The sequence below is a fragment of the Butyricicoccus porcorum genome, from assembly GCF_051246315.1.
Taxonomy (GTDB): domain Bacteria; phylum Bacillota; class Clostridia; order Oscillospirales; family Butyricicoccaceae; genus Butyricicoccus_A; species Butyricicoccus_A porcorum.
Map to the genome: position 1 here is coordinate 436,768 of NZ_CP178353.1, position 21,310 is coordinate 458,077.

Consider the following 21,310-nt stretch of genomic DNA (forward strand, 5'->3'; position numbering starts at 1 on the left):
GGCTCTGCTCAGGCATTACCGGAATCTTTTTTCATAAAACAGCGCGAGACCGCCGCGCTCCAGTCTGTCCACCCGGCCGAGCATCCAGAATTCGCCCTGATAATACACGCGGCACAGTGTGCCCGCCTGCATCGGCAGATCGGTGACATGCGGCGGCGCAATAAACGCGCCATTCTGTGCGCGCTCATAGCCGTAATCATCGATCTGCACCGCCGGATAAACGGCAAACAGGCTGTCGGTCGGCAGCAGCAGCGTTTCGATGGCATCCGCATCCGCAGCGCGCTGAATTTCCTCCAGCGTATGGCTCTGCTCCAGCGTATACCGTCCGGAGGTCGTGCGCTGCAAGGCAGTCATGACTGCACAAGTCCCCAGCCCTTCGCCGAGATCGTGGATCAGCGTGCGCACATAGGTGCCCTTGGAGCACACAAAGCGCAGCCGTCCGGCCTGCGCCTGTTCGTCAAATTCCAGCAGCTCCGCCTCGTGCACAGTGATCGGACGCGGCGTGCGCTCGACCTCCACGCCTTTGCGCGCAAGATCATACAGCCGCTTGCCGTCCACCTTGACCGCCGAATACATCGGCGGCAGCTGCATCTGTTCGCCGCGCATGGCGTCTACTGCCGCCTGTACCGCAGGCAGTGATGCGCGCCTGTCCGAACGCGCGGTCTCTGTGCCCGTGCTGTCCTGCGTATCGGTCGCATAGCCCAGCGCGAAGCCCGCAACATATTCCTTTGCCTGCGCCGCCGCCATATCAGCCGCTTTGGTCGCACCGCCGACAAACACCGGCAGTACACCGGTCGCCATCGGGTCGAGCGTGCCGCCGTGCCCGATGCGGCGTTCATGCAGCATGCCGCGCAGCTTGGCGACGACGTCAAACGACGTAAAATCCTGCGGCTTGTTGACAATCAGCACGCCGTTGTAGCGCGATTCACGCCGTTTCACCGGCATACACCCTTTCTGTCACCTCGAGCATGCGCCGGATGGCTTCCTCCGAACCGCAGTGCAGTGTTGCGCCCGCCGCACGGATGTGCCCGCCGCCGCCGACCTGCGTGCAGATGGCAGAGGCATCGACCTCCTTTGTCGTGCGGACAGACACCTTCGTGTCGCCATTGTCCAGCTCGGTCAGCGTCAGTCCGACCTCTACGCCCTCAATCTGGCGCGGGATCCCCGCAATTGCATCCAGGTCATCCCAGTCCGCGCCGGTTTTCTGCTTTGCCTCGCGCGTAATCAGTGCGACGGCAATCTTCCCGTCGTGGTAAAAACGCATGCCGGAAAACAGCATACCTTCGATTTCATAGCGTGCGCGCGATTTGGTCTCAAACAGCGCGCGGTTGATTTCTCCGCCGTCCACACCCGCGTCGAGGCACTTCGCTGCGACCCGATGGGTGTTGGACGTCGTATTAGAAAACTTAAAACAGCCGGTGTCGGTGGATGCACCGACATAAATACCCTCGGCAATGCTGCTGTCGAGCGAGATTCCCATCTCCTCGATGACGGCGCAGACAATCTCTGCGCACGCGGCGCAGTGACCCATGACGAGGTTGTCCGTGCCGAAGCCGTCATTGGAACGGTGGTGATCGATGACCAGATCGACGCGCTGTGCGTACTGTGCCATTTCTGCCGGGATCATGCCCCGGTCAGCGCAGTCGACCGACACGACAAACGCCGGCTCAAAGCCGTCATACGGCGCATACGGCACAATCAGACCGGCATAACGGCGCGTGATCTCACGGTTGGGCGCGACAAATGCCTTTTTGCCCAGCTTACGCAGTGCCAGGCACAGCGCGCCCGCACTGCCCGCTGTATCGCCATCCGGACGGCGGTGGGTCAGGATGATGATGTTATCCGCCGCCTTCAGCACCTCGGCGGCGCGGGATACTGTTCCGATCACAGCTTCCCCTCCTCCTCCAGCTCATGCAGGACGGCGTTGATGTGCGCGCCATGCGTAATCGACTCGTCCAGCGTGAACAGGATTTCCGGCGCATAACGCAGCTGGATCTTTGCCGCCACATTGCGGCGCAGGAAGCCGGATGCCGACTTCAGACCGCGCATAACGTCCTTTTTCTGCTGGTCGGAACCATATACGCTGATATATGCCTTGGCATAGCGCAGATCTCCGGTCACCTCGCAGCGGGTGACAGAAACCATCGCCTCATGGACGCGCGGGTCCTTCAGGGTACGAATGCACTCTGACAGTGCTTTCTGGAACTCTTCGCTGATGCGTTCGCTCCTCTGAGACATAAATTCTTCTCCTTTTTTGAATCGAAAAAACCGCGGGCGGGCGGCGACATGCGGCGCACCCCACCCGCGGTTCGGATTGCTTACTGCTTGATCTGCTCCATGACGAACGACTCGATGATGTCGCCCTCCTTCAGATCGTTGTAATTTTCAATGCCCATGCCGCATTCAAAGCCGTGTGCAACTTCCTTGACATCGTCCTTAAAGCGCTTGAGCGAATTCAAATGGCCCTCGTGGATGACAATACCGTCGCGGACAATGCGCACCTCGCAGGAACGAACAATCTTGCCGTCCAGAACGTATGCGCCCGCGATGGTGCCGACACCGGAGACCTTGAAGGTCTGACGGATCTCGGCATGGCCGACGACGACTTCCTTGAACTTCGGATCGAGCATGCCCTTCATCGCCTGCTCCATCTCCTCGATGCAGTCGTAGATGACGCGGTACAGGCGGATTTCGACATCCTGCTGATGTGCGGAATCGGTCGCAACGCGATCCGGGCGGACATTGAAGCCGACAATAATCGCATTGGATGCCGCTGCCAGCATGACATCCGATTCGTTGATCGCGCCAACTGCGCCATGGATGACATTGACGCGAACCTCTTCGTTGGACAGCTTGAGCAGCGAAGAGCGAACCGCTTCGACAGAACCCTGAACATCCGCCTTGATGATGATGTTGAGCTCCTTCATGTTGCCCTGCTGGATGGTATCGAACAGATTCTCCAGCGTGACCTTCTGCATTGCCTTGTTGCGCTCTTCCTTTTCCTTCTCCTTGCGCTGCTCGACCAGCTCACGCGCCATGCGCTCGTTGTCGACGGCGTAGAAGACATCACCTGCATCCGGTACCTCGCCGAGGCCGATGATCTCAACCGGCACGGACGGACCTGCATTCTCCAGCTTACGTCCGCGCTCGTCGGTCATGACACGGACACGGCCGACTGCCTTGCCCGCGATGACGGTATCACCGGAATGCAGCGTACCGTTCTGTACGAGGACGGTTGCAACCGGGCCGCGGCCGCGATCCAGCTTGGCCTCGATGACGGTGCCCTTTGCCTGACGATTCGGGTTCGCGCGCAGCTCCTGCATATCCGCAGTCAGCAGTACCATTTCCAGCAGGTTGTCGATGCCCTTGCCATACTTTGCAGAAATCTTGCAGACAATGGTATCACCGCCCCAGTCCTCCGGAACCAGTTCGTACTCTGTCAGCTGCTGGAGCACGCGGTCGGGATCTGCGTTTTCCTTATCGATCTTGTTGACAGCGACAATAATCGGAATGCCTGCTGCCTTGGCGTGGTTGATCGCCTCGATGGTCTGCGGCATGATGCCGTCATCGGCCGCGACAACCAGAATCGCAATATCGGTGACCTGTGCGCCGCGGGCACGCATGGACGTAAATGCCGCATGGCCCGGGGTGTCGAGGAAAGTAATCGGACGGCCGTCGACCTTGACGCGGTATGCACCGATGTGCTGCGTAATGCCGCCGGCTTCTCCTGCGGCGACGTCGGTCTTACGGATGGAGTCGAGCAGGGAGGTCTTGCCGTGGTCGACATGACCCATGACAACGACAACCGGGCTTCTCGGCTCGAGGTTCTCTTCCTTGTCCTCACTCTCGTCAAACAGCTTTTCTTCGATGGTGACGAAGACTTCCTTCTCAACCTTCGCGCCCATCTCTTCTGCGACGATGGCAGCGGTGTCGAAGTCGATGGTCTGGGAAATGTTCGCCATAACACCCAGCTTGAGCAGCTCCTTGATGACGTCTGCTGCCGTGCGCTTCAGGCGGGAAGCCAGCTCGCCGACATTGATCTCATCCGGGATCATGACCTTGAGCTGAACCTTCTTGATCTGCTGCTGCTGGCGCTGTAAGCGCTTGAACTTCTCCTGCTCCTCTTGACGGCGTTTGCTGGAGAACTGCTTGCGGGAGTCCGCCTTGCGGGTGATCTTCTGCTTACCCTGCTTCATGCGGTCCGCCTTCTGCGGCACGAGCGCATCGATGCGCTCATCGTAGCGCGCAAGGTTGACATTGCCGCTGCCGCGTGTATCGACGCGGTGAATCTGCTTGCCCTTGCCCTGCTGCTTGTTCTCGTCGGTCGTGACCGTAGAGGTCGCTTCCTCATTGGAGCCCTGCGGGCGCAGGATCTGGCGCTGTTCATGCGGCTTTGCCGGCTGATGGCGCTTCTTGTTGTTGTCGCGCTTCTTCTGCGGCTCGGCAGATGCCTGCTTTGCCTCTTCCTTTGCGGGCTGCGGCGCAGCCTTTTTCTGCGGCTCGGCCTTCTTTGCCTCTGCCTTTTTTCCCTCGCCCTTCGCGGCCTTCTTTGCCGGCTGCTGGCGGACGACCTGCGTCGTCGGTGCCTTGCGCTCAGCTGCCTGCTTGCTCAGGACCTCTTCCATATTGTCCACCGGATGGTGCTTGGTCATATAATCAAATATCAGGTTCAGTTCCTGCGGTTCCAGAACCTGCATATGGTTTTTCGGGGTCTGGGAGTATTCTGTCAGCACATCGGTGATTTCCTTTGTGCTCGCGCCAAAATCCTTGGCTACTTCATGTACACGGTATTTATTGTCAATACTCATGCGCGTTCACCTCCACGTTTCGTATGGGTTGACTGGTTCACACCGCCGGTGGACTGTCCTCCGGCGGACTTTCTGCGCGGCTTTTTCCTGCCGCGCCGCGACTGGATGCGCGTTTTCTTTTCACTCAGCTGCTGTGCGAGTGCGGCATACTGCGCGTCCGCTTCCGCCGCCTTCTGCGCGGCGGAGGCTGCAAAACCGATATCCGTAATGCAGCAGATAGCAGTTGCCCTGCGGCCGATTGCCCAGCCCATCTGCGCCGCGTCCTCCGTGATGCGGAGAACGGGCACGCCTGCCGTTTCGGTATGGCGGGCGGCACGGCGGCTGATGTTCGCGCCCGCATCAGCCGCGAGCACGAGCAACCGGGCATCCCCTGCGGCGACGGTATCCGCCACCGCGTCATCGCCGTACACGAGCTTGCCCGCCCGCAGGCACAATCCCAGCAGGCTCAGCACGTCATTCATCGGCATGCTCCTCCAGCTGCCGGGACAGCTGGTCATACACCTCATCCGGCACAGAGATGCCGAAGGCACGCTCCAGCGCACGGCTTTTCTTTGCGCGCGCAAGGCAGGCCGCGTCCGGGCAGACATACGCGCCGCGCCCGGGGGTCCTGCCGCGGAAATCCAGGGCAATTTCGCCCTCTGGCGAGCGAACCACGCGCAGCAGCTCGCGCTTGGGCTTCATTTCCCGGCAGCCGACGCACTGGCGCATCGGAATTTTCTTTTTCTGCACTGTGCCGGCCTCCTTTTTAGCCCTCGTCTGCGATCAGGTCATCATCTTCCTCGGCTTCCTGCTGCTTTGCAGCGCTCTCAGAGCCGATATCGATCTTACAGCCGGTCAGCTTGGCAGCAAGGCGTGCATTCTGGCCTTCCTTGCCGATGGCGAGCGAAAGCTGGTCATCCGGCACGGTGACACGGCAGCTCTTGCCATCCGGCAGCATAACAGCACTGATGACATCTGCCGGGCTGAGTGCCTCGGAGACAAACGTCGCGGTGTCCTCAGAATACTTGATGATGTCAATCTTCTCGCCGGACAGCTCATTGACAATGCTGCCGACACGCGAGCCGCGCGGGCCGACACAGGCACCAATCGGATCAACCTTTTCGTCATGCGTCATGACAGCAATCTTGGTGCGGTTTCCCGCTTCGCGCGCAATCGATTTGATCTCAACGATGCCGTCGTGGATTTCCGGAACCTCCAGCTCAAACAGGCGCTTGACCAGACCCGGATGGGTGCGGGAAATCAGAACCTGCGGGCCGTGGTTGCCGCGGCGTACCTCTACGACAAAGACCTTGATGCGCTGACCCTCATGCAGCTCCTCGCCCGGAACCTGCTCATTCTGTGCCAGAACAGCCTCCGTCTTCTCGCCGTCGCTGATCATTTCCAGAATGATGTTGCCGTTGCGCGGATCGATGCGGCTGACAACAGCGCTCAGAATCTCGTGCTCACGCGAGCTGTACTCGTTGTATACCATGCCGCGCTCAGATTCGCGGATACCCTGAATGATGACCTGCTTGGCTGCCTGTGCAGCGATACGGCCAAACTTGCGGGTCTGCACATCGACGCGCACGGTGTCGCCCAGCGATACACGCGGGCTGATTTTCTTTGCATCCTCGAGGGAAATCTCAGTCAACGGATCCTCCGCCTCATCGACTACCTCTTTGGCCACATACATATGAATGGTTTTTTCGTCCATATCCGGCTCGACATAGACATTATCGCACTTCAGACCGTCGTTGTCCTTTTTATACGCGGTCAGCAGGGCCTGACATACGCGATCCAGCATGTAATCTACCGGAATCCCCTTTTCCTTTTCCAGCTGCTCCAGAGCTGCAAAAAATTCTGCGTTCATGTTTTTGGTATTCACTCCTTATTGTGTGCGGCATGGCGCGGCGCCATACCCGATTGAGGACAAATTTAAATGGTTACAGACAGGCGCACCGCTGCGATATCCTTTGGCTCATAGACCGTCACGCGGCCATCCGCCTCGAGCGTAACAAAGCCGTCTTCATAGGCGCGCAGCGTGCCGACGGCAATTTTGCTGCCATCGATTGGGCGGTAGAATTTTACCTCCACCTCGCTGCCGAGGAAGGCGGCAAAGTGCTCCGGACGCTTGAGCCTGCGCGTCAGGCCTGCCGAGGATACGCACAGCGTATATGGCGGAAGCGACGCAAATTCCTTTTCGTCGAGCAGCGGATCCACCGCGCGCGACAGCTTTTCGCAGTCATCGATATCGGTATGCCCGTCGCGGTCAATTGTGATGGTCAGCATATACTGTCCGCCCTCTTTTTCAAAGGTGACATCCCACAGCGTCACGCCCATCTCGCGCGCAAACGGCTCGCTGATTTCCCAAACGCGTTTGCAGACTTCTTTTGCCGTCATTTTTACCTCCGTAACAAAAGCAATAAGAAAGAGTGGGTTGCCCCACTCTCCTTGGATCGAAATTCTTACACTATTAAATAGTATAGCACGCCAACGCCGCATATGCAAGCAAAACTTTGCCATTGGCGCATAAATTTGCGAAGTTATCCGCGGCGCAGCAGCTTGTTGACTGACAGCAGAATTTCTCTTGCGTTGATGACAAACAGCAGGACAAACAGTGCCGGAACAATGACAACCCAGAGCGGTGCCTGGAGCGACATATACAGCGCCTGAACGAACAGGATCAGCACACTGGTAACGGTTTTGCCGATATTCCAACGGATTTTCAGATAACGCTGTGTGTTGATGGCGCGGATGAGGAACAGCACAAAATAGCTGATGAACGTCGCAATGCCTGCGCCGAGCGCGCCGTAAAACGGATCGATGCCGCCGAGCAGCGGAATCAGGATGGCATTGAGCGACAGGTTGACGACAGCGCAGATGACAGTTGTAATCATCGAATTCTTGCTCCGCAGCTTGAGCATGTAAACACTGGCGAGGAAGGTGGACAGCAGGCCGAAGGTCGTCGCCAGCGTCAGGATCGGGATGAAGCGCCATGAAATAAAGAAGTCATCGCCGACCATGAAGGTCATGACAAATTTGGATACCATAATCAGGCCGGAGCTGCCGATGAAGGCAATCGATGAATACGCGCCGAGTACCTTGCTGAAGAAATTCACCTGTTCCTTTGGATCGCTCTCCTTGACGGCAGAAATCTGCCAGGCGTCCGCGAACAGGTTCGCAACAATCAGCAAAATATTCGGGATTTTGTTCGCCGCAGCATACAGACCGTTCGCCTCGGTATTGATGAAGAAAATAATCATATACCGGTCAGACATGTTGATGATCCACTGGCATACGGTCTGCGGCACAAGCGGCAGCGCATACTGGCGCATGCGCTTTGCGAGCGGCCGGTCATATGTTTTGCTCAGCGGCGAACGCAGATAGCGGTACTCTTTTGCCATAAAGAAGCACAGCAGACCCATAACCAAATCAGAGATAATATTCGCCAGGACATAGCCCATGACGCGCAGGCGCGGCAGCAGCAGAATGTTGAGCGTAATATTCAGGAACGTGTTCAAAATACCGTTGGCCGCATACATCTTGCTGTAGCCAAGGCTGAGCGCAAACTGAATACACAGCGTGCGCAGACTGGACGCGAGCACGAACGCGAGCACCGCAATGGTATACCCCGACATGAAGTCCATCAGATGTGGCAAAATCGGCGAGATGACCGCCAACACCGCAAAGCCTGCCAGAATAGTATACAATCCATTGCTGAACACGGTTTTCTTATCCGATTCGTTTTCCAGTCCGAAGCGGATGACAGCGTTGTTAATGCCGACCGATGCGATCGGGATCATCAGCTGTCCGACGTTGATGAGCGCGTCCACCGTGCCGTATTCACCCGTACTGAGGATGTTTGTATAATACGGCAGCATAAGGAACACGAGCACCTTGGAGGAAAATGTGCCGATGGCGAATACCAGTGTATTCGACAGCAGCTTTTTATAACGATTTTGTGCCATGAAGCTACTTCCTTACTGTATAAATTGATGATGTATTGATTATAGCACTGACATTTTGCCGTTTCAATACGCGATATCGCACAAATGAGCCGGTATTCCCCCTGATTTTCTGTTTTTTACATAACGTACACAAAAGCCTGCGCAAACCGACACAGAAAAAAGGGATTGTTCCGATAGCATGCGCTCGAAACAATCCCTTTTGGATGTCAGATCAGTTCAATCAGACAAGCTCAATGATAGCCATTTCAGCTGCGTCGCCGCGGCGCGGGCCGATCTTTACGATACGGGTGTAGCCGCCGTTGCGGTCAGCGTACTTCTCGGACAGCTCGCCGAAGGTCTTTGCAACAACTTCCTTCTTGGTGATGAAAGCAGCTGCCTGACGGCGGGATGCGAGGGTGTTCTTCTTACCGAGCGTGATCATCTTCTCAGCGAGAGGACGAACTTCTCTGGCTCTTGCAACAGTGGTCTCAATGCTGCCGTTTTCCAGCAGGTAGGTTACCATTGCTCTGAGCATTGCCATTCTATGGTCAGTGGTTCTGCCGAGTTTACGGTTTCCGGCCATGAGAAAATACCTCCTTTGGGTTCAGGTCTGTCTATTCCCTGCGGGGCGCCCGGCAAAAAACGCCGGGTTCCGCGGATGTGGTTTAAGTGAAAAATCAGTCTTCGCTCTTGGCAAGGGACAGACCCATTGCCTCCAGCTTGAAGATAACTTCCTCCAGCGACTTCTTGCCGAGGTTGCGCACCTTCATCATGTCGTCTTCGGAAGTGTTGATGAGGTCTTCTACCGTGTTGATGCCGGCGCGCTTGAGGCAGTTGAACGAACGGACGGACAGGTCCAGCTCTTCGATGGTCATCTCAAGCACCTTATCATGCTGTGTCTCCGCCTTCTCAACAACGGTGGAATGGGAACCGATTTCCTCAGAGAGGTCGACAAACAGAGACAGGTGGTCAGTCAGTACCTTTGCGCCGAGCGATACTGCATCCTTTGCGGTGATCGTGCGGTCGGTCCAGACCTCCAGCGTCAGCTTGTCGTAATCGGTCATGTTGCCGACACGAGTATTTTCAACTGTGTAGTTTACCTTATAGACCGGCGTATAGATCGAGTCTACCGGGATCACGCCGATAGCGGTCTGATACTGCTTGTTGCGCTCTGCGGAGACATAGCCGCGGCCATTGGTCAGAGTGATCTCCATGGACAGGCGCGCGTCGCTCATGAGCGTCGCAATGTGCAGGTCCGGGTTGAGGATCTCGACCTCACCATCGGAATGGATGTCGCCAGCGGTGACAGTGCCTTCCCCGCTTGCCTCAATATAGACGGTCTTCGGGCCGTCACAGTAGAGCTTTGCAATAATGCCCTTGACATTCAGCACGATTTCCGTAACGTCTTCCTTTACGCCGGGAATGGTGGAGAACTCATGCTGTACGCCGGCGATCTTGATGCTGCTGGCCGCCGTGCCAGGCAGGGACGACAGCAGGATGCGGCGAAGGGAGTTGCCGAGAGTGGTTCCGTAGCCGCGTTCCAGCGGTTCAACGACAAACTTGCCGTAGGACCCATCTTCTGCAAGGTTTTCGCAGTCTATACGGGGCTTTTCAATTTCGATCATTTAATGATACCCTCCTTATCAGTCGGCGAAATAATGAAACAAACAAATGAGGGCAATTCTTACTTGGAATACAGCTCGACGATGAGGTGTTCAGCAACTTCGTAGTCGATGTCGTCGCGCTGCGGCAGTGCAACAACCTTACCTTCGAAGCTGTCCTTCTCGCGCTCCAGCCACTTCGGGGTGGAAGCAGAGCCCAGCTCCTCGATCAGAGCCTTGAACTTAGCGGAAGAGCGGCTCTTCTCGCAGACAGCGACAACGTCGCCCGGCTTGACGAGGTAAGATGGGATGTTTACCTTCTGGCCGTTTACAGTAAAATGGCCATGGGAGGTCAGCTGACGAGCCTCACGGCGGGTCTTAGCGAAGCCCAGACGGAATACGACGTTGTCCAGGCGGCGCTCCAGCTGCTGGAGCAGCATTTCGCCGGTCTTGCCTTCCATCTTCTCAGCCTTTTCGTAATATCTTCTGAACGGGGTCTCCAGGACGCCGTAAATGAACTTAACCTTCTGCTTCTCATTCAGCTGCAGAGCGTATTCAGACTGCTTTCTTCTCGACTGCTTCGGGTTTCTCTTGGTTTCCTTGGAAACGCCCAGAACGGCCGGAGAAATGCCCAGGGTCTTGCATCTCTTGAGAATCGGCTGTGTGTTCTTTGCCATAGGTCTGTGTCCTCCTTATTAAACTCTTCTTCTCTTCGGCGGGCGGCAGCCATTGTGCGGGATGGGGGTAACATCCTTAATCATGGTTACTTCCAGACCGGTTGCCTGAAGTGCGCGGATTGCAGCCTCACGGCCGGAACCCGGGCCCTTTACGTAGACTTCAACAGTCTTCAGGCCGTGCTCCATTGCAGCCTTTGCAGCGGTCTCCGCAGCGGTCTGAGCCGCAAACGGGGTGGACTTTCTGGAACCGCGGAAGCCCATTTCGCCGGCGGATGCCCACGAAATCGCGTTGCCGTTCAGGTCGCTGATGGTGACAATGGTATTGTTAAAGGAGGAACGGATATGAGCCGCACCCTTTTCGATGTTCTTGCTTACGCGGCGCTTACGAGAAACGGCGCCCTTCTTCTGTGCCTTTGCCATTTTTCAGTACGCCTCCTTACTTCTTCTTGTTCGCAATGGTCTTCTTCGGACCCTTGCGCGTACGAGCGTTGGTCTTGGTGCGCTGACCGCGAACCGGCAGGCCACGTCTGTGGCGAACGCCACGGTACGAGCCGATTTCTACCAGGCGCTTGATGTTCAGCGCAACTTCACGGCGCAGGTCGCCCTCTACAGTATAATCATGAATGATCTCACGCAGCTTGATTTCGTCTGCTTCGGTCAGATCCTTAACACGGGTATCCGGATTGATTCCGGCCTTTGCTAAAATTTCGTTGGACAGCTTCCGTCCGATGCCGTAGACATAGGTCAGGCCAATTTCTACGCGCTTTTCTCTCGGAAGGTCTACACCGGCAATTCTTGCCATATTATTAACGCACCTCCTGTGTGGTTGACTGGGAATTAGCCCTGCTTCTGCTTATGCTTCGGGTTCGTGCAGATTACCATGACACGACCCTTGCGGCGAATGATCTTGCACTTTTCGCAAATCGGTTTTACCGACGGTCTTACTTTCATTAGAATAACCTCCATAGTAAGGTTGTGTCGAAGCCCGGACGCAGGAAAACCCCTTGTCCGGGAGTGAATAATCTGGAATTTATTTGGATCTCCAGGTGATTCTGCCCTTTGTCAGGTCATACGGGGAGACCTGAACGGTTACTTTATCGCCGGGCAGGATGCGGATATAGTTCATTCTAAGCTTACCGGAGATGTGAGCCTGAATGACCGGCTTGGCCGGATTGTTCAGTTCTACCTTAAAGGTAGCGTTTGGCAGCGCCTCTATGACGGTACCTTCCAGTTCAATTAAGTCCTCTTTCGGCATCTCAATTCCTCCCTTTGTCAATGAAGTCTACAGCCCTGCATTATTTGCCTGGGCCCCGCGCAAAAAAGACAGGATTCAGCATCTCCTGTCCGCAGCCGCACGCGGGAATTCTCAAATCATGTGGGTTCGGTGCTCTGTGTCACCATTCTTCTCCGTTTTCCAGGAGAGTCAGAATATACGGCTCCCCTTCGGTGATCGCAACCGAATTTTCGTAGTGCGCAGACAGCTTTCCATCCTTCGTCTTGACGGTCCAGCCGTCAGACAGGCATTTGACTGCATACGTTCCTACATTTACCATAGGCTCAATGGCGAGGGTCATTCCCGGCAGAAGCCGCACGCCGTGTCCGGGCTGCCCGAAGTTCGGTACTTCGGGATCTTCATGCAGCTTTGCACCTACACCATGTCCGACATAATCGCGCACCAGCGAAAAGCCATGCGCCTCAACATATGTCTGAATGGCATGGGAAATGTCTGATATTCGATTGCCCTTGCGGGCAAACTTGATGCCCTCATAGAAACTCTGTCGGGTCACTTCGATGAGCTTTCTTGCCTCTTCCGACACCTCTCCGCAGGGGATGGTGGCGGCACAGTCGCCGTGGAAGCCGTTGATATACGCGCCGACGTCCACCTTGACAATATCACCCTCGTGAATGACACGGGAACGCGAGGGGATGCCATGGATTACTTCATCGTTGATCGAAACACAGGCGCTTCCCGGGAACCCCCCATAACCGAGGAAAGACGGGGTTGCCCCTGCCTGCTCAATGGTTCTCCGTACGATTTTATCGATTTCACCTGTGGTGACCCCTGGCCGGACAGCACGAGCCGCAGCGGCGCGTGCCGCTGCGGTGATTCGTCCTGCCTGACGCATAAATTCCAGCTCTTTGCTGGATTTTAATCTGATCATCTCGTTTAAATCCCCAGTGCTTCGCAGGCCAGCTTCTTGGTGCGCTCGAAATCGTTGTCGATTTCAATGCTCTTCAGCTTGCCGAGATCAGCATAGAAGCCCTTGACCGGCTCGGTCTGCTTGTGGTAGGTATCCAGGCGAGCGAGTACGGTTTCCGGCGCGTCGTCCTTGCGGATAACGAGCGCATCGCCGCATACGTCGCAGATCCCCTCCTGCTTCGGAGCCATCGCTTCGCTGTTGACATTGTAGGTTGCGCCGCACTTGAGGCATACGCGTCTGCCGCTCATGCGAGCTACAATGGTCTCATCCGGGATTTCGATGGACAGTGCGCAGTCCATCGGTACAACCTTCTCCAGAGCTTCCGCCTGGGGGATGTTGCGCGGGAAGCCGTCAAGGATACAGCCGTTTGCGCAGTCGTCCTTTGCAAGGCGCTCCTTAATCATGCCGATGACAACCTCATCCGGAACGAGATCGCCGGCATCCATGTACTTCTTCGCGCTCAGACCGAGCTCGGTCTGATTTTTGATTGCTTCTCTGAGCATGTTGCCGGTAGAGATCGACGGAATGCCCATCTTCTCGATGAGGTAAGCCGCCAGTGTGCCCTTACCGGCGCCCGGAGCGCCTAATAAAACGAGTTTCATTTTCTCGATCTCCTCTATTATAGCCGCTTATTCCTGGAATTGCAACATTTTTATTCAAGGAATCCCTTATAATTTCTCATCATGAGCTGGCTCTCCAGCTGACGGACGGTTTCCAGTGCGACGCCGACGACGATCAGTACCGAAGTACCACCCAGCGCGACGCTGCTCAGGCTGGAATTGAGTGCACCGACGATCAGCGGAATACCCGCGACGATGCTCAGGAAAATGGCTCCGAGGAACGTCACCTTGCCAAGTGCCTTGGTGATGAAGTCGGAGGTCGGGCGGCCCGGACGGAAGCCCGGAATAAATCCGCCGTTCTTCTTGAGGTTGTTCGCAATTTCAATCGGATTAAACTGAATCGCTGCATAGAAGTAGCTGAACATAAAGATCAGCAGGATATACAGCACAATGTAAACCGGATGATTGGACGAAAACCAGTTGAAGATGGTATCGCTCAGCGAGCCCGCCTGCGGATTGACCATCATCTTGATGGTTGCCGGCAGCGACATGATCGAAGCGGCAAAGATGATCGGCATAACGCCGGAGGCATTGACCTTGATCGGCAGGTGTGTCGACTGGCCGCCGTACATCTTGCGTCCGACGACGCGCTTTGCATACTGGATCGGAATGCGGCGCTCGGCGTCCGAAATGAAGACGACAAACACAATGATTGCAAGCGAAACCAGAACAACCAGCGCTGCGACAACCCAGCTCAGGCCACCGCGGATCATTTCAACCAGGGAGGAAACCATTGCCGGTCCTCTGGAAACAATGCCCGCGAACAGCAGGATGCTGATGCCGTTGCCGACGCCGTTCTTGGTGATGAGCTCGCCCATCCACATAATCAGCGCGGTGCCGGCGGTGAAAGTCAGAACAATGACCAGTCCATGCCAGAAGTCGGTGTACTCAATGAGGCTGTTGCTTCTGAGCAGAACATAATAGGAATAGCCCTGGAGAAGACCCAGCGCCACGCCGAGGTAACGGGTGATCGCTGAGAGCTTCTTGCGGCCTTCCTCGCCGCCATCGCGGACCATGCGCTCCAGTGCCGGAATGGCAACCGTGAGCAGCTGGATGATGATGGAGGCGTTGATATACGGCGTGACGGACATGGCGAAAATCGTCGCATTCGACAGGCCGCCGCCGGCAAATACGTTCATGAAGCCGAGCATGGTGTTTGATACGGAATCAAAGTACTGTGCCAGTGCCGTAATATCAATATAAGGTACGGGGATAGAGGAGCCTATGCGGAACAGGAGGATAATGAAAGCTGTGTAAATCAGCTTCTTTCTCAGTTCCGGCACATGCCAGGCGGATTTTAAGGTCTCAAACACCTTATACCACCTCGGCCTTTCCTCCTGCTGCCTCGATTTTCTCCTTTGCGGAAGCAGAGAAAGCAGCTGCCTGGACAGTCAGCTTCTTGGTGATTTCACCATTGCCCAGAACCTTGACACCATCGAGCGTCTTCTTGACAAGACCTGCTTCGACCATGTCAGCGACAGTGACAACTGCACCGTCTTCGAACTTATTCAGATCGGAAACATTGACCACTGCATTCTCAGTGCCGAAAATGTTGTGGAAACCGCGCTTCGGCAGGCGGCGTGCGAGCGGCATCTGGCCGCCTTCAAATCCCGGACGGACACCGCCGCCGGAACGAGCCCACTGACCCTTGTGTCCACGGCCGGCAGTCTTGCCGTTGCCGGAACCAGCGCCGCGGCCCTTGCGGTATGCAGGCTGGGTAGAACCTTCCGCCGGCTTGAGATCCTGTAACTTCATGTTCTACACCTCCTTATGCGTTAGCCTCGACCTTGAGCAGGTAGCTGATCTGAGCGATCTTGCCACGGGTCTGCGCATTGTCGGGCTGAATGGTTACATCGTTAATCGTCTTGAGTCCCAGGGAATGAGCCGTGGCAATATGCTTCTGCTTTCTGCCGGACAGGCTCTTAACCAGGGTAATCTTCAGGTTTTCCATGATGAACTACCCCTCCTTATTAAAGTTCGTCAACCGACTTGCCGCGAACAGCAGCAACCTGGGATGCGTCGCGCAGTTCCTTCAGACCCTCGATGGTTGCCGAAACAACGTTCTGCGGGTTGTTGGAACGCAGGCACTTGGTACGGATGTCCTGGATGCCTGCCATTTCTACGACTGCACGGACTGCGCCGCCGGCGATAACGCCGGTACCGGGAGCAGCCGGCTTCAGCAGGACGCGGCCCGCGCCAAACTCGCCGATTACCTCGTGCGGGATGGTGGTGCCCTTCAGGCTGACCTTAACCAGGTTCTTCTTTGCGTCCTCGATGCCCTTGCGGATAGCGTCCGGAACTTCGGAAGCCTTACCAAGGCCGAAACCGACAGTACCCTTCTGGTCGCCGACTACTACGAGAGCCGCGAACTTGAAGATACGGCCGCCCTTGACGGTCTTCGATACTCGATTTAATGCGACGACTCTTTCCTGAAATTCGGATTCGCCGCGATCATACTTACCAGCCATGTAATAACCTCCTTCCGATTAAAACTTCAGGCCGCCCTCGCGGGCGCCTTCTGCGAGTTCCTTGACACGGCCATGGTAAACGTAGCCGCCGCGGTCAAACACGACTTCTTCGATACCCTTAGCCTTTGCACGCTCAGCGATCATCATGCCGACCTTGCGTGCAGCTTCCTTGTTGCCGCCGTACTCGCTGAAGTCCTTCTCGGTGGAGGATGCAGCTGCAAGCGTTACGCCCTGAACATCGTCGATCACCTGAGCGAAAATGTTCTTGGAGCTTCTGAATACATTGAGACGCGGGCGCTGAGCAGTACCGGAAACTGCGCCGCGTACTCTCTTATGGCGTCTAAGACGCTGCTTGTTAGAGTCTTTCTTTGAAACCATTTAGGCACACCTTCCTTTACTTCTTCTTCGCGCCGGTCTTGCCTTCCTTGCGGCGGATAACTTCGTCTGCGTACTTGATGCCCTTGCCCTTGTACGGCTCCGGCGGTCTCTTCTCGCGGACTTCTGCTGCAAACTGGCCGACCTTCTGCTTGTCCGGACCGGAGATGATGATCTTGTTGGTGCCCTCGACATCAATCTTGATACCATCAATCTCTTCGACGATGACCGGATGGGAGTAGCCCAGGTTCATGGTCAGCGTCTTGCCCTGCTTCTGTACACGGTAGCCGACGCCGTTGACTTCCAGAACCTTCTTGAAGCCCTCGGTTACGCCGATCACCATGTTGTTAATCAGGGTGCGGGACAGGCCGTGCAGCGCACGGTTCTGCTTTTCGTCGTTCGGACGGGTTACGGTGATGGTGTTGCCCTCAACAGCAACAGTCATAGCCGGATGGATATCACGGGTCAGGGTGCCGTTCTTGCCCTTGACGGTGATGGTATTGCCGTCGAGCTTTACGTCGACGCCTTCCGGTACTGTGATCGGCATTCTACCAATTCTAGACATAGTCAGTACCTCCTTACCATACGAACGCCAGGACTTCGCCGCCGACGTTCAGCTCGCGAGCCTTCTTGTCGGTCATGACGCCCTTAGACGTGGAAATGATGGCAATACCGAGGCCGCGCAGTACCTTCGGCAGCTCCTGTGCGCCAGCGTAGACGCGGAGGCCCGGCTTGGAAACGCGCTTGAGGCCGGTGATTGCCTTCTCATTGTTTGCGGTGTACTTCAGGGTGATGCGGATGGTGCCCTGGCCGCCTTCGATAACCTTGAAGTCCTTGATGTAGCCTTCGTCCAGAAGAATCTGAGCAATAGACTTCTTCATGCCGGAAGCCGGGACGTCAACAGTCGCGTGGCGCGCAGTGCCCGCATTTCTGATGCGGGTTAACATATCCGCAATCGGGTCTGTGATCTGCATTACTTTGTCCTCCTTACAGAAGTTAGAGAGAGTCTCTCTCCACTTTTCCGAACCGGTTCGGCAAAACCTGCCTGACCGGCTGCGGGATGATACTTACAGAAATGAATGATATAGAGAAACAGTCAACAGACGGCGTCAGACGCCTTCTGTCAGCTGTTTTTCACGGGTTAAATTACCAGGATGCCTTCTTTACGCCCGGGATCTGGCCCTTGTAAGCCAGCTCACGGAAGCAGATACGGCAGATACCGTAGTTGCGCAGGTAAGCGTGCGGGCGGCCGCAGATCTTGCAGCGGTTGTACGCACGGGTAGAGAACTTCGGCTTTGCCTGCTGCTTGAGAACCATTGCCTTCTTAGCCATTTTCTACGCCTCCTTACTTCGCAAACGGTGCGCCCAGAGCTGCGAGCAGCTCACGAGCTTCTTCATCGGTCTTTGCGGTGGTGCACATTACGATGTCCATGCCGCGGATCTTGTCGATCTTATCGTACTCGATTTCCGGGAAGATCAGCTGTTCCTTCAGGCCGATTGCGTAGTTGCCGCGGCCGTCGAAGGAATTCGGGTTGATGCCGCGGAAGTCGCGGACACGCGGAAGTGCGATGTTGAAGAAACGATCGAGGAACTCCCACATACGGTTGCCGCGCAGGGTAACCTTTACGCCAACCGGCATGCCCTCACGCAGCTTGAAGTTTGCGATGGACTTCTTTGCGTAGGTTACGATAGCCTTCTGGCCGGTGATCGCGGTGATGTCGCGAACGATTGCGTCGAGTACCTTGGCGTTGCCGTTTGCCTCGGTGCCGCAGCCGACGTTGATGACGATCTTGTCGAGGGTCGGGATCTGCATCGGGCTCTTGTACTCGAACTTCTTCATCAGAGCAGGAGCAACCTCTGCCTGATATTTATCCTTTAATACTGGCATTTGTTACAACCTCCTCTTAGTATACTTCGCCGCAATGCTTGCAGACGCGAACCTTGGTGCCGTCCTCCAGGAACTTGTGAGCCGGACGGGTCGGCTTGTTGCACTTCGGGCAGACAGCCATTACCTTGCAGGCACGGATGGCACCCTCGCGCTTTACGATGCCGCCGGTCTCGCCCTGGCGGCGCGGCTTGACGTGGGTGGTCAGCATGTTAACGCCCTCGATGACAACCTGTGCCTTCTTCGGGGAAACAGCGATGATCTTGCCACTCTTGCCCTTTTCCTTACCGGAAAGAACGACTGCGGTGTCGCCCTTCTTTACATGCAGAGTATTCATTACCGGACGACCTCCTTACAGTACTTCCGGAGCCAGCGACAGGATCTTCATGTAGTCCTTATCGCGCAGCTCTCTTGCAACAGGCCCGAAAATACGGGTACCCTGCGGGTTTTTGTCTTCTCTGATGATGACAGCCGCGTTCTCGTCGAAACGGATGTAGCTGCCGTCAGCACGGCGTACGCCCTTGCGGGAGCGGACGATAACGGCCTTGACGACCTGTCCCTTCTTTACGCCTCCGCCCGGGGTGCACTTGCGAACCGAGCAGACGACAACATCGCCGATGTTGCCATATTTGCGTGCGGAGCCGCCCAGAACACGGATGCACTTCAGCTCCTTGGCGCCGGAGTTATCGGCTGCGCGGAGAAATGTTTCCTGCTGAATCATGTGCGCTCCTCCTTACTTCGCCTTTTCGATGACTTCTACAAGTCTCCAGCGCTTGTCCTTGGACAGCGGGCGGGTCTCCATAACGCGAACGGTGTCGCCTACGCGGCACTCATTGTTCTCGTCATGAGCCTTGAGCTTGTAGGTTCTCTTGATGATCTTCTTGTACAGCGGATGCTGAACGCTGTCCGCGATCGCAACGACAATCGTCTTGTCCATTTTGTCAGAAACGACCTTGCCGACTCTTGTCTTGCGGAAAGCTCTATCAGACATTAGTAGTTACCTCCCTTACGCCTTTTCCGCAAGCTGACGCTCACGGAGAATAGTGTTGACTCTGGCAATATCGCGCTTGACATCTGCAATTCTCGTCGGATTGTCGAGCTGGTTGGTTGCGTGCTGGAGACGCAGGTTGAAGAGGTCCTTCTTCAGCTCTACGAGCTTGACTTCGAGCTCTTCTGCGCTCAGCTCTCTGATCTCTTTCGCCTTCATTATTCTTCACCAACCTTTTCTTCACGCTTGACGAACTTCGTCTTCAGCGGCAGCTTGTGGGATGCCAGACGGAGTGCCTCGCGGGCCTGCTCTTCCGATACGCCTGCGATCTCAAACATGACGCGGCCCGGCTTAACAACTGCTACCCAGTACTCCGGTGCGCCCTTACCGGAACCCATTCGAGTGCCGGCCGGCTTCTTCGATACCGGCTTATCCGGGAAAATCTTGATCCAAACCTGACCGCCACGCTTGGTGTAACGGGTCATTGCGATACGGGCTGCCTCGATCTGGTTCGAGGTTACCCATGCCGGCTCAGTTGCCTGAAGGCCGTACTCGCCATGGGATACGAAATTGCCGCGCTGAGCCTTGCCCTTCATGCGGCCTCTGTGTACTCTGCGGTACTTAACTCTCTTCGGGAGAAGCATTAGCGGTTGCCTCCTTCCTGTCTCTGGCGACGGAAACCACCGCCGCGGCGGTCGCGGCGATCACGGCGATCACGGCGGTCGCGGCGATCAAATGCCGGCTTCGGTGCCTCGATGTTGCGGTTCAGACGCGGGCCGCCCTGGAGGACTTCGCCCTTGTAGATCCAAACCTTGACGCCGATTCTGCCGTAGGTGGTGTTTGCCTCGGCAAAGCCGTAGTCGATGTCTGCGCGCAGGGTCTGCAGCGGGATGGTGCCCTCATGGTAGGACTCGCTGCGTGCGATTTCGGCGCCGTTCAGACGGCCGCCGCACTTGATCTTGATGCCCTTGGCGCCCATGCGCATTGCACGGCCCATGCACTGCTTCATTGCGCGGCGGAATGCGATGCGCTTTTCCAGCTGGGAAGCAATGTTCTCGGCAACCAGCTGTGCGTTGGTGTCCGGGTTCTTGATTTCGATGATGTTGAGAGATACCGGCTTGCCCAGCATCTTCTCCATTTCCTTGCGGAGCTTTTCGATATCCTCGCCGCCCTTGCCGATAACGATGCCCGGGCGAGCGCAGGAGATGAAGATCTTCACTCTGCCGTTGCTGCGCTCGATCTCGATGGTCGGAACGCCTGCAGCCTGCAGGGTCTTCTTCAGATACTTACGAATGTTGTAGTCTTCCACGAGGAGGTCGCCGAACTCGTTGTCCTTGGCAAACCAACGGGAATCCCAATCTTTAATTACGCCGACACGAAGACCGTGCGGATTAACTTTCTGACCCATAGTCTACCTCCTCTTATTCCTTCTCTTTGAGTACCAGAGTGATGTGAGATGTTCTCTTCAGGATGCGGAATGCGCGGCCGTGAGACATCGGACGGATGCGCTTCATGATCGGTCCAGGAGAAACGGATACTTCAGCAACGTAGAGCTTTTCCGGATCCATGTTGTGGTTGTTCTCTGCGTTAGCTACAGCACTCTTTAAGAGCTTGACTAAGATTTCGGATGCAGCCTTGGGAGTATTCATCATGATCGCATTTGCTTCTGCTGCGCTCTTGCCGCGGATCAGGTCACATACAACCTTTACCTTGCGCGGAGCGATGCGAACATTTCTCAAAATTGCTCTTGCTTCCATTTTT

The 21,310-nt window shown here is 56.0% G+C and carries 34 protein-coding genes; all 34 read right to left on the reverse strand.

All coding sequences use genetic code 11. From position 1 onward, the window contains the following. Window positions 1–15: 15 nt before the first annotated feature. A complete protein-coding gene (truB, locus tag ACLM7Z_RS02000; RefSeq protein ID WP_087022448.1) occupies window positions 16–945 on the reverse strand; it encodes a tRNA pseudouridine(55) synthase TruB in 930 nt (309 codons plus the stop codon). Then, window positions 926–1,888, reverse strand: a complete 963-nt coding sequence (locus ACLM7Z_RS02005; protein ID WP_087022451.1) for a DHH family phosphoesterase — start codon at window positions 1,886–1,888, stop codon at window positions 926–928. The genes truB and ACLM7Z_RS02005 overlap by 20 nt, the downstream gene beginning before the upstream one ends. Next, a complete protein-coding gene (gene rbfA, locus ACLM7Z_RS02010; protein WP_087022454.1) occupies window positions 1,885–2,238 on the reverse strand; it encodes a 30S ribosome-binding factor RbfA in 354 nt (117 codons plus the stop codon). Before rbfA ends, ACLM7Z_RS02005 begins: the two co-directional genes overlap by 4 nt. Window positions 2,239–2,318: 80 nt before the next feature. Continuing rightward, window positions 2,319–4,808 carry a translation initiation factor IF-2 gene (infB, locus tag ACLM7Z_RS02015; protein ID WP_087022457.1) on the reverse strand — a complete coding sequence of 830 codons (2,490 nt, stop codon included), beginning with the start codon at window positions 4,806–4,808 and terminating at the stop codon, window positions 2,319–2,321. Further along, a complete protein-coding gene (locus tag ACLM7Z_RS02020; protein ID WP_087022459.1) occupies window positions 4,805–5,269 on the reverse strand; it encodes a L7Ae/L30e/S12e/Gadd45 family ribosomal protein in 465 nt (154 codons plus the stop codon). The genes infB and ACLM7Z_RS02020 overlap by 4 nt, the downstream gene beginning before the upstream one ends. Further along, window positions 5,262–5,537 (reverse strand): RNase P modulator RnpM, encoded by a 276-nt coding sequence (gene rnpM, locus ACLM7Z_RS02025; RefSeq protein WP_273350271.1) that lies wholly within the window; start codon window positions 5,535–5,537, stop codon window positions 5,262–5,264. The genes ACLM7Z_RS02020 and rnpM overlap by 8 nt, the downstream gene beginning before the upstream one ends. A gap of 16 nt (window positions 5,538–5,553) precedes the next feature. Then, the gene (nusA, locus tag ACLM7Z_RS02030) at window positions 5,554–6,657 is read right to left on the reverse strand and encodes a transcription termination factor NusA (RefSeq protein ID WP_087022465.1); all 1,104 of its coding nucleotides are present in this window, start codon (window positions 6,655–6,657) and stop codon (window positions 5,554–5,556) included. 65 nt (window positions 6,658–6,722) lie between these two features. Then, window positions 6,723–7,187: a ribosome maturation factor RimP gene (gene rimP, locus ACLM7Z_RS02035; protein ID WP_435645536.1), complete on the reverse strand. Its 465-nt coding sequence runs from the start codon at window positions 7,185–7,187 to the stop codon at window positions 6,723–6,725. Between the two features lie 143 nt (window positions 7,188–7,330). Next, window positions 7,331–8,755: a lipopolysaccharide biosynthesis protein gene (locus ACLM7Z_RS02040; RefSeq protein WP_087022472.1), complete on the reverse strand. Its 1,425-nt coding sequence runs from the start codon at window positions 8,753–8,755 to the stop codon at window positions 7,331–7,333. A 220-nt stretch (window positions 8,756–8,975) separates the two neighbouring features. After that, complete coding sequence (gene rplQ / locus ACLM7Z_RS02045; RefSeq protein WP_087022475.1) at window positions 8,976–9,317, reverse strand: 50S ribosomal protein L17; 342 nt, start codon at window positions 9,315–9,317, stop codon at window positions 8,976–8,978. A gap of 94 nt (window positions 9,318–9,411) precedes the next feature. Next, complete coding sequence (locus ACLM7Z_RS02050) at window positions 9,412–10,359, reverse strand: DNA-directed RNA polymerase subunit alpha (protein ID WP_087022478.1); 948 nt, start codon at window positions 10,357–10,359, stop codon at window positions 9,412–9,414. 59 nt (window positions 10,360–10,418) lie between these two features. After that, the gene (gene rpsD / locus ACLM7Z_RS02055) at window positions 10,419–11,012 is read right to left on the reverse strand and encodes a 30S ribosomal protein S4 (RefSeq protein ID WP_087022483.1); all 594 of its coding nucleotides are present in this window, start codon (window positions 11,010–11,012) and stop codon (window positions 10,419–10,421) included. A gap of 18 nt (window positions 11,013–11,030) precedes the next feature. Continuing rightward, the gene (rpsK, locus tag ACLM7Z_RS02060; protein WP_087022487.1) at window positions 11,031–11,432 is read right to left on the reverse strand and encodes a 30S ribosomal protein S11; all 402 of its coding nucleotides are present in this window, start codon (window positions 11,430–11,432) and stop codon (window positions 11,031–11,033) included. Window positions 11,433–11,448: 16 nt separating this feature from the next. Then, window positions 11,449–11,814, reverse strand: coding sequence for a 30S ribosomal protein S13 (gene rpsM / locus ACLM7Z_RS02065; RefSeq protein ID WP_087022490.1), 366 nt, complete (start codon window positions 11,812–11,814; stop codon window positions 11,449–11,451). Between the two features lie 35 nt (window positions 11,815–11,849). After that, the gene (gene rpmJ, locus ACLM7Z_RS02070) at window positions 11,850–11,963 is read right to left on the reverse strand and encodes a 50S ribosomal protein L36 (protein WP_087022493.1); all 114 of its coding nucleotides are present in this window, start codon (window positions 11,961–11,963) and stop codon (window positions 11,850–11,852) included. Between the two features lie 79 nt (window positions 11,964–12,042). After that, window positions 12,043–12,267, reverse strand: a complete 225-nt coding sequence (gene infA / locus ACLM7Z_RS02075) for a translation initiation factor IF-1 (RefSeq protein ID WP_087022496.1) — start codon at window positions 12,265–12,267, stop codon at window positions 12,043–12,045. Between the two features lie 139 nt (window positions 12,268–12,406). Continuing rightward, entirely contained in the window at window positions 12,407–13,174 is a 768-nt protein-coding gene (gene map, locus ACLM7Z_RS02080; RefSeq protein ID WP_087022499.1) for a type I methionyl aminopeptidase, read from the reverse strand. Between the two features lie 5 nt (window positions 13,175–13,179). Beyond that, the gene (locus tag ACLM7Z_RS02085) at window positions 13,180–13,815 is read right to left on the reverse strand and encodes an adenylate kinase (protein ID WP_087022501.1); all 636 of its coding nucleotides are present in this window, start codon (window positions 13,813–13,815) and stop codon (window positions 13,180–13,182) included. Window positions 13,816–13,865: 50 nt separating this feature from the next. After that, the gene (secY, locus tag ACLM7Z_RS02090; protein ID WP_087022504.1) at window positions 13,866–15,146 is read right to left on the reverse strand and encodes a preprotein translocase subunit SecY; all 1,281 of its coding nucleotides are present in this window, start codon (window positions 15,144–15,146) and stop codon (window positions 13,866–13,868) included. Window position 15,147: 1 nt separating this feature from the next. Next, complete coding sequence (gene rplO / locus ACLM7Z_RS02095; protein ID WP_087022507.1) at window positions 15,148–15,588, reverse strand: 50S ribosomal protein L15; 441 nt, start codon at window positions 15,586–15,588, stop codon at window positions 15,148–15,150. 13 nt (window positions 15,589–15,601) lie between these two features. Then, the gene (gene rpmD, locus ACLM7Z_RS02100; protein WP_087022510.1) at window positions 15,602–15,784 is read right to left on the reverse strand and encodes a 50S ribosomal protein L30; all 183 of its coding nucleotides are present in this window, start codon (window positions 15,782–15,784) and stop codon (window positions 15,602–15,604) included. Window positions 15,785–15,803: 19 nt separating this feature from the next. Continuing rightward, the gene (gene rpsE / locus ACLM7Z_RS02105; protein WP_087022513.1) at window positions 15,804–16,301 is read right to left on the reverse strand and encodes a 30S ribosomal protein S5; all 498 of its coding nucleotides are present in this window, start codon (window positions 16,299–16,301) and stop codon (window positions 15,804–15,806) included. A gap of 18 nt (window positions 16,302–16,319) precedes the next feature. Then, complete coding sequence (rplR, locus tag ACLM7Z_RS02110) at window positions 16,320–16,679, reverse strand: 50S ribosomal protein L18 (protein ID WP_087022516.1); 360 nt, start codon at window positions 16,677–16,679, stop codon at window positions 16,320–16,322. Window positions 16,680–16,695: 16 nt separating this feature from the next. Beyond that, window positions 16,696–17,241, reverse strand: coding sequence for a 50S ribosomal protein L6 (gene rplF, locus ACLM7Z_RS02115; RefSeq protein ID WP_087022520.1), 546 nt, complete (start codon window positions 17,239–17,241; stop codon window positions 16,696–16,698). Between the two features lie 13 nt (window positions 17,242–17,254). Continuing rightward, window positions 17,255–17,650 carry a 30S ribosomal protein S8 gene (rpsH, locus tag ACLM7Z_RS02120; protein WP_087022524.1) on the reverse strand — a complete coding sequence of 132 codons (396 nt, stop codon included), beginning with the start codon at window positions 17,648–17,650 and terminating at the stop codon, window positions 17,255–17,257. A gap of 172 nt (window positions 17,651–17,822) precedes the next feature. Next, window positions 17,823–18,008 (reverse strand): type Z 30S ribosomal protein S14, encoded by a 186-nt coding sequence (locus tag ACLM7Z_RS02125; RefSeq protein WP_087022530.1) that lies wholly within the window; start codon window positions 18,006–18,008, stop codon window positions 17,823–17,825. 13 nt (window positions 18,009–18,021) lie between these two features. Then, on the reverse strand, window positions 18,022–18,564 hold the full coding sequence (gene rplE, locus ACLM7Z_RS02130) for a 50S ribosomal protein L5 (protein ID WP_087022533.1): 543 nt from the start codon (window positions 18,562–18,564) through the stop codon (window positions 18,022–18,024). A gap of 16 nt (window positions 18,565–18,580) precedes the next feature. Then, the gene (gene rplX / locus ACLM7Z_RS02135; protein ID WP_087022536.1) at window positions 18,581–18,898 is read right to left on the reverse strand and encodes a 50S ribosomal protein L24; all 318 of its coding nucleotides are present in this window, start codon (window positions 18,896–18,898) and stop codon (window positions 18,581–18,583) included. A gap of 15 nt (window positions 18,899–18,913) precedes the next feature. After that, window positions 18,914–19,282, reverse strand: a complete 369-nt coding sequence (gene rplN / locus ACLM7Z_RS02140) for a 50S ribosomal protein L14 (protein ID WP_087022538.1) — start codon at window positions 19,280–19,282, stop codon at window positions 18,914–18,916. 12 nt (window positions 19,283–19,294) lie between these two features. Further along, on the reverse strand, window positions 19,295–19,552 hold the full coding sequence (gene rpsQ / locus ACLM7Z_RS02145) for a 30S ribosomal protein S17 (protein WP_087022541.1): 258 nt from the start codon (window positions 19,550–19,552) through the stop codon (window positions 19,295–19,297). A 15-nt stretch (window positions 19,553–19,567) separates the two neighbouring features. Next, window positions 19,568–19,768 carry a 50S ribosomal protein L29 gene (rpmC, locus tag ACLM7Z_RS02150; protein ID WP_087022544.1) on the reverse strand — a complete coding sequence of 67 codons (201 nt, stop codon included), beginning with the start codon at window positions 19,766–19,768 and terminating at the stop codon, window positions 19,568–19,570. Beyond that, complete coding sequence (rplP, locus tag ACLM7Z_RS02155; RefSeq protein WP_087022547.1) at window positions 19,768–20,193, reverse strand: 50S ribosomal protein L16; 426 nt, start codon at window positions 20,191–20,193, stop codon at window positions 19,768–19,770. The genes rpmC and rplP overlap by 1 nt, the downstream gene beginning before the upstream one ends. Then, complete coding sequence (rpsC, locus tag ACLM7Z_RS02160; protein WP_273350248.1) at window positions 20,193–20,957, reverse strand: 30S ribosomal protein S3; 765 nt, start codon at window positions 20,955–20,957, stop codon at window positions 20,193–20,195. The genes rplP and rpsC overlap by 1 nt, the downstream gene beginning before the upstream one ends. 13 nt (window positions 20,958–20,970) lie before the next feature. After that, window positions 20,971–21,306, reverse strand: a complete 336-nt coding sequence (gene rplV / locus ACLM7Z_RS02165; RefSeq protein WP_435645537.1) for a 50S ribosomal protein L22 — start codon at window positions 21,304–21,306, stop codon at window positions 20,971–20,973. Between the last annotated feature and the right edge of the window lie 4 nt (window positions 21,307–21,310).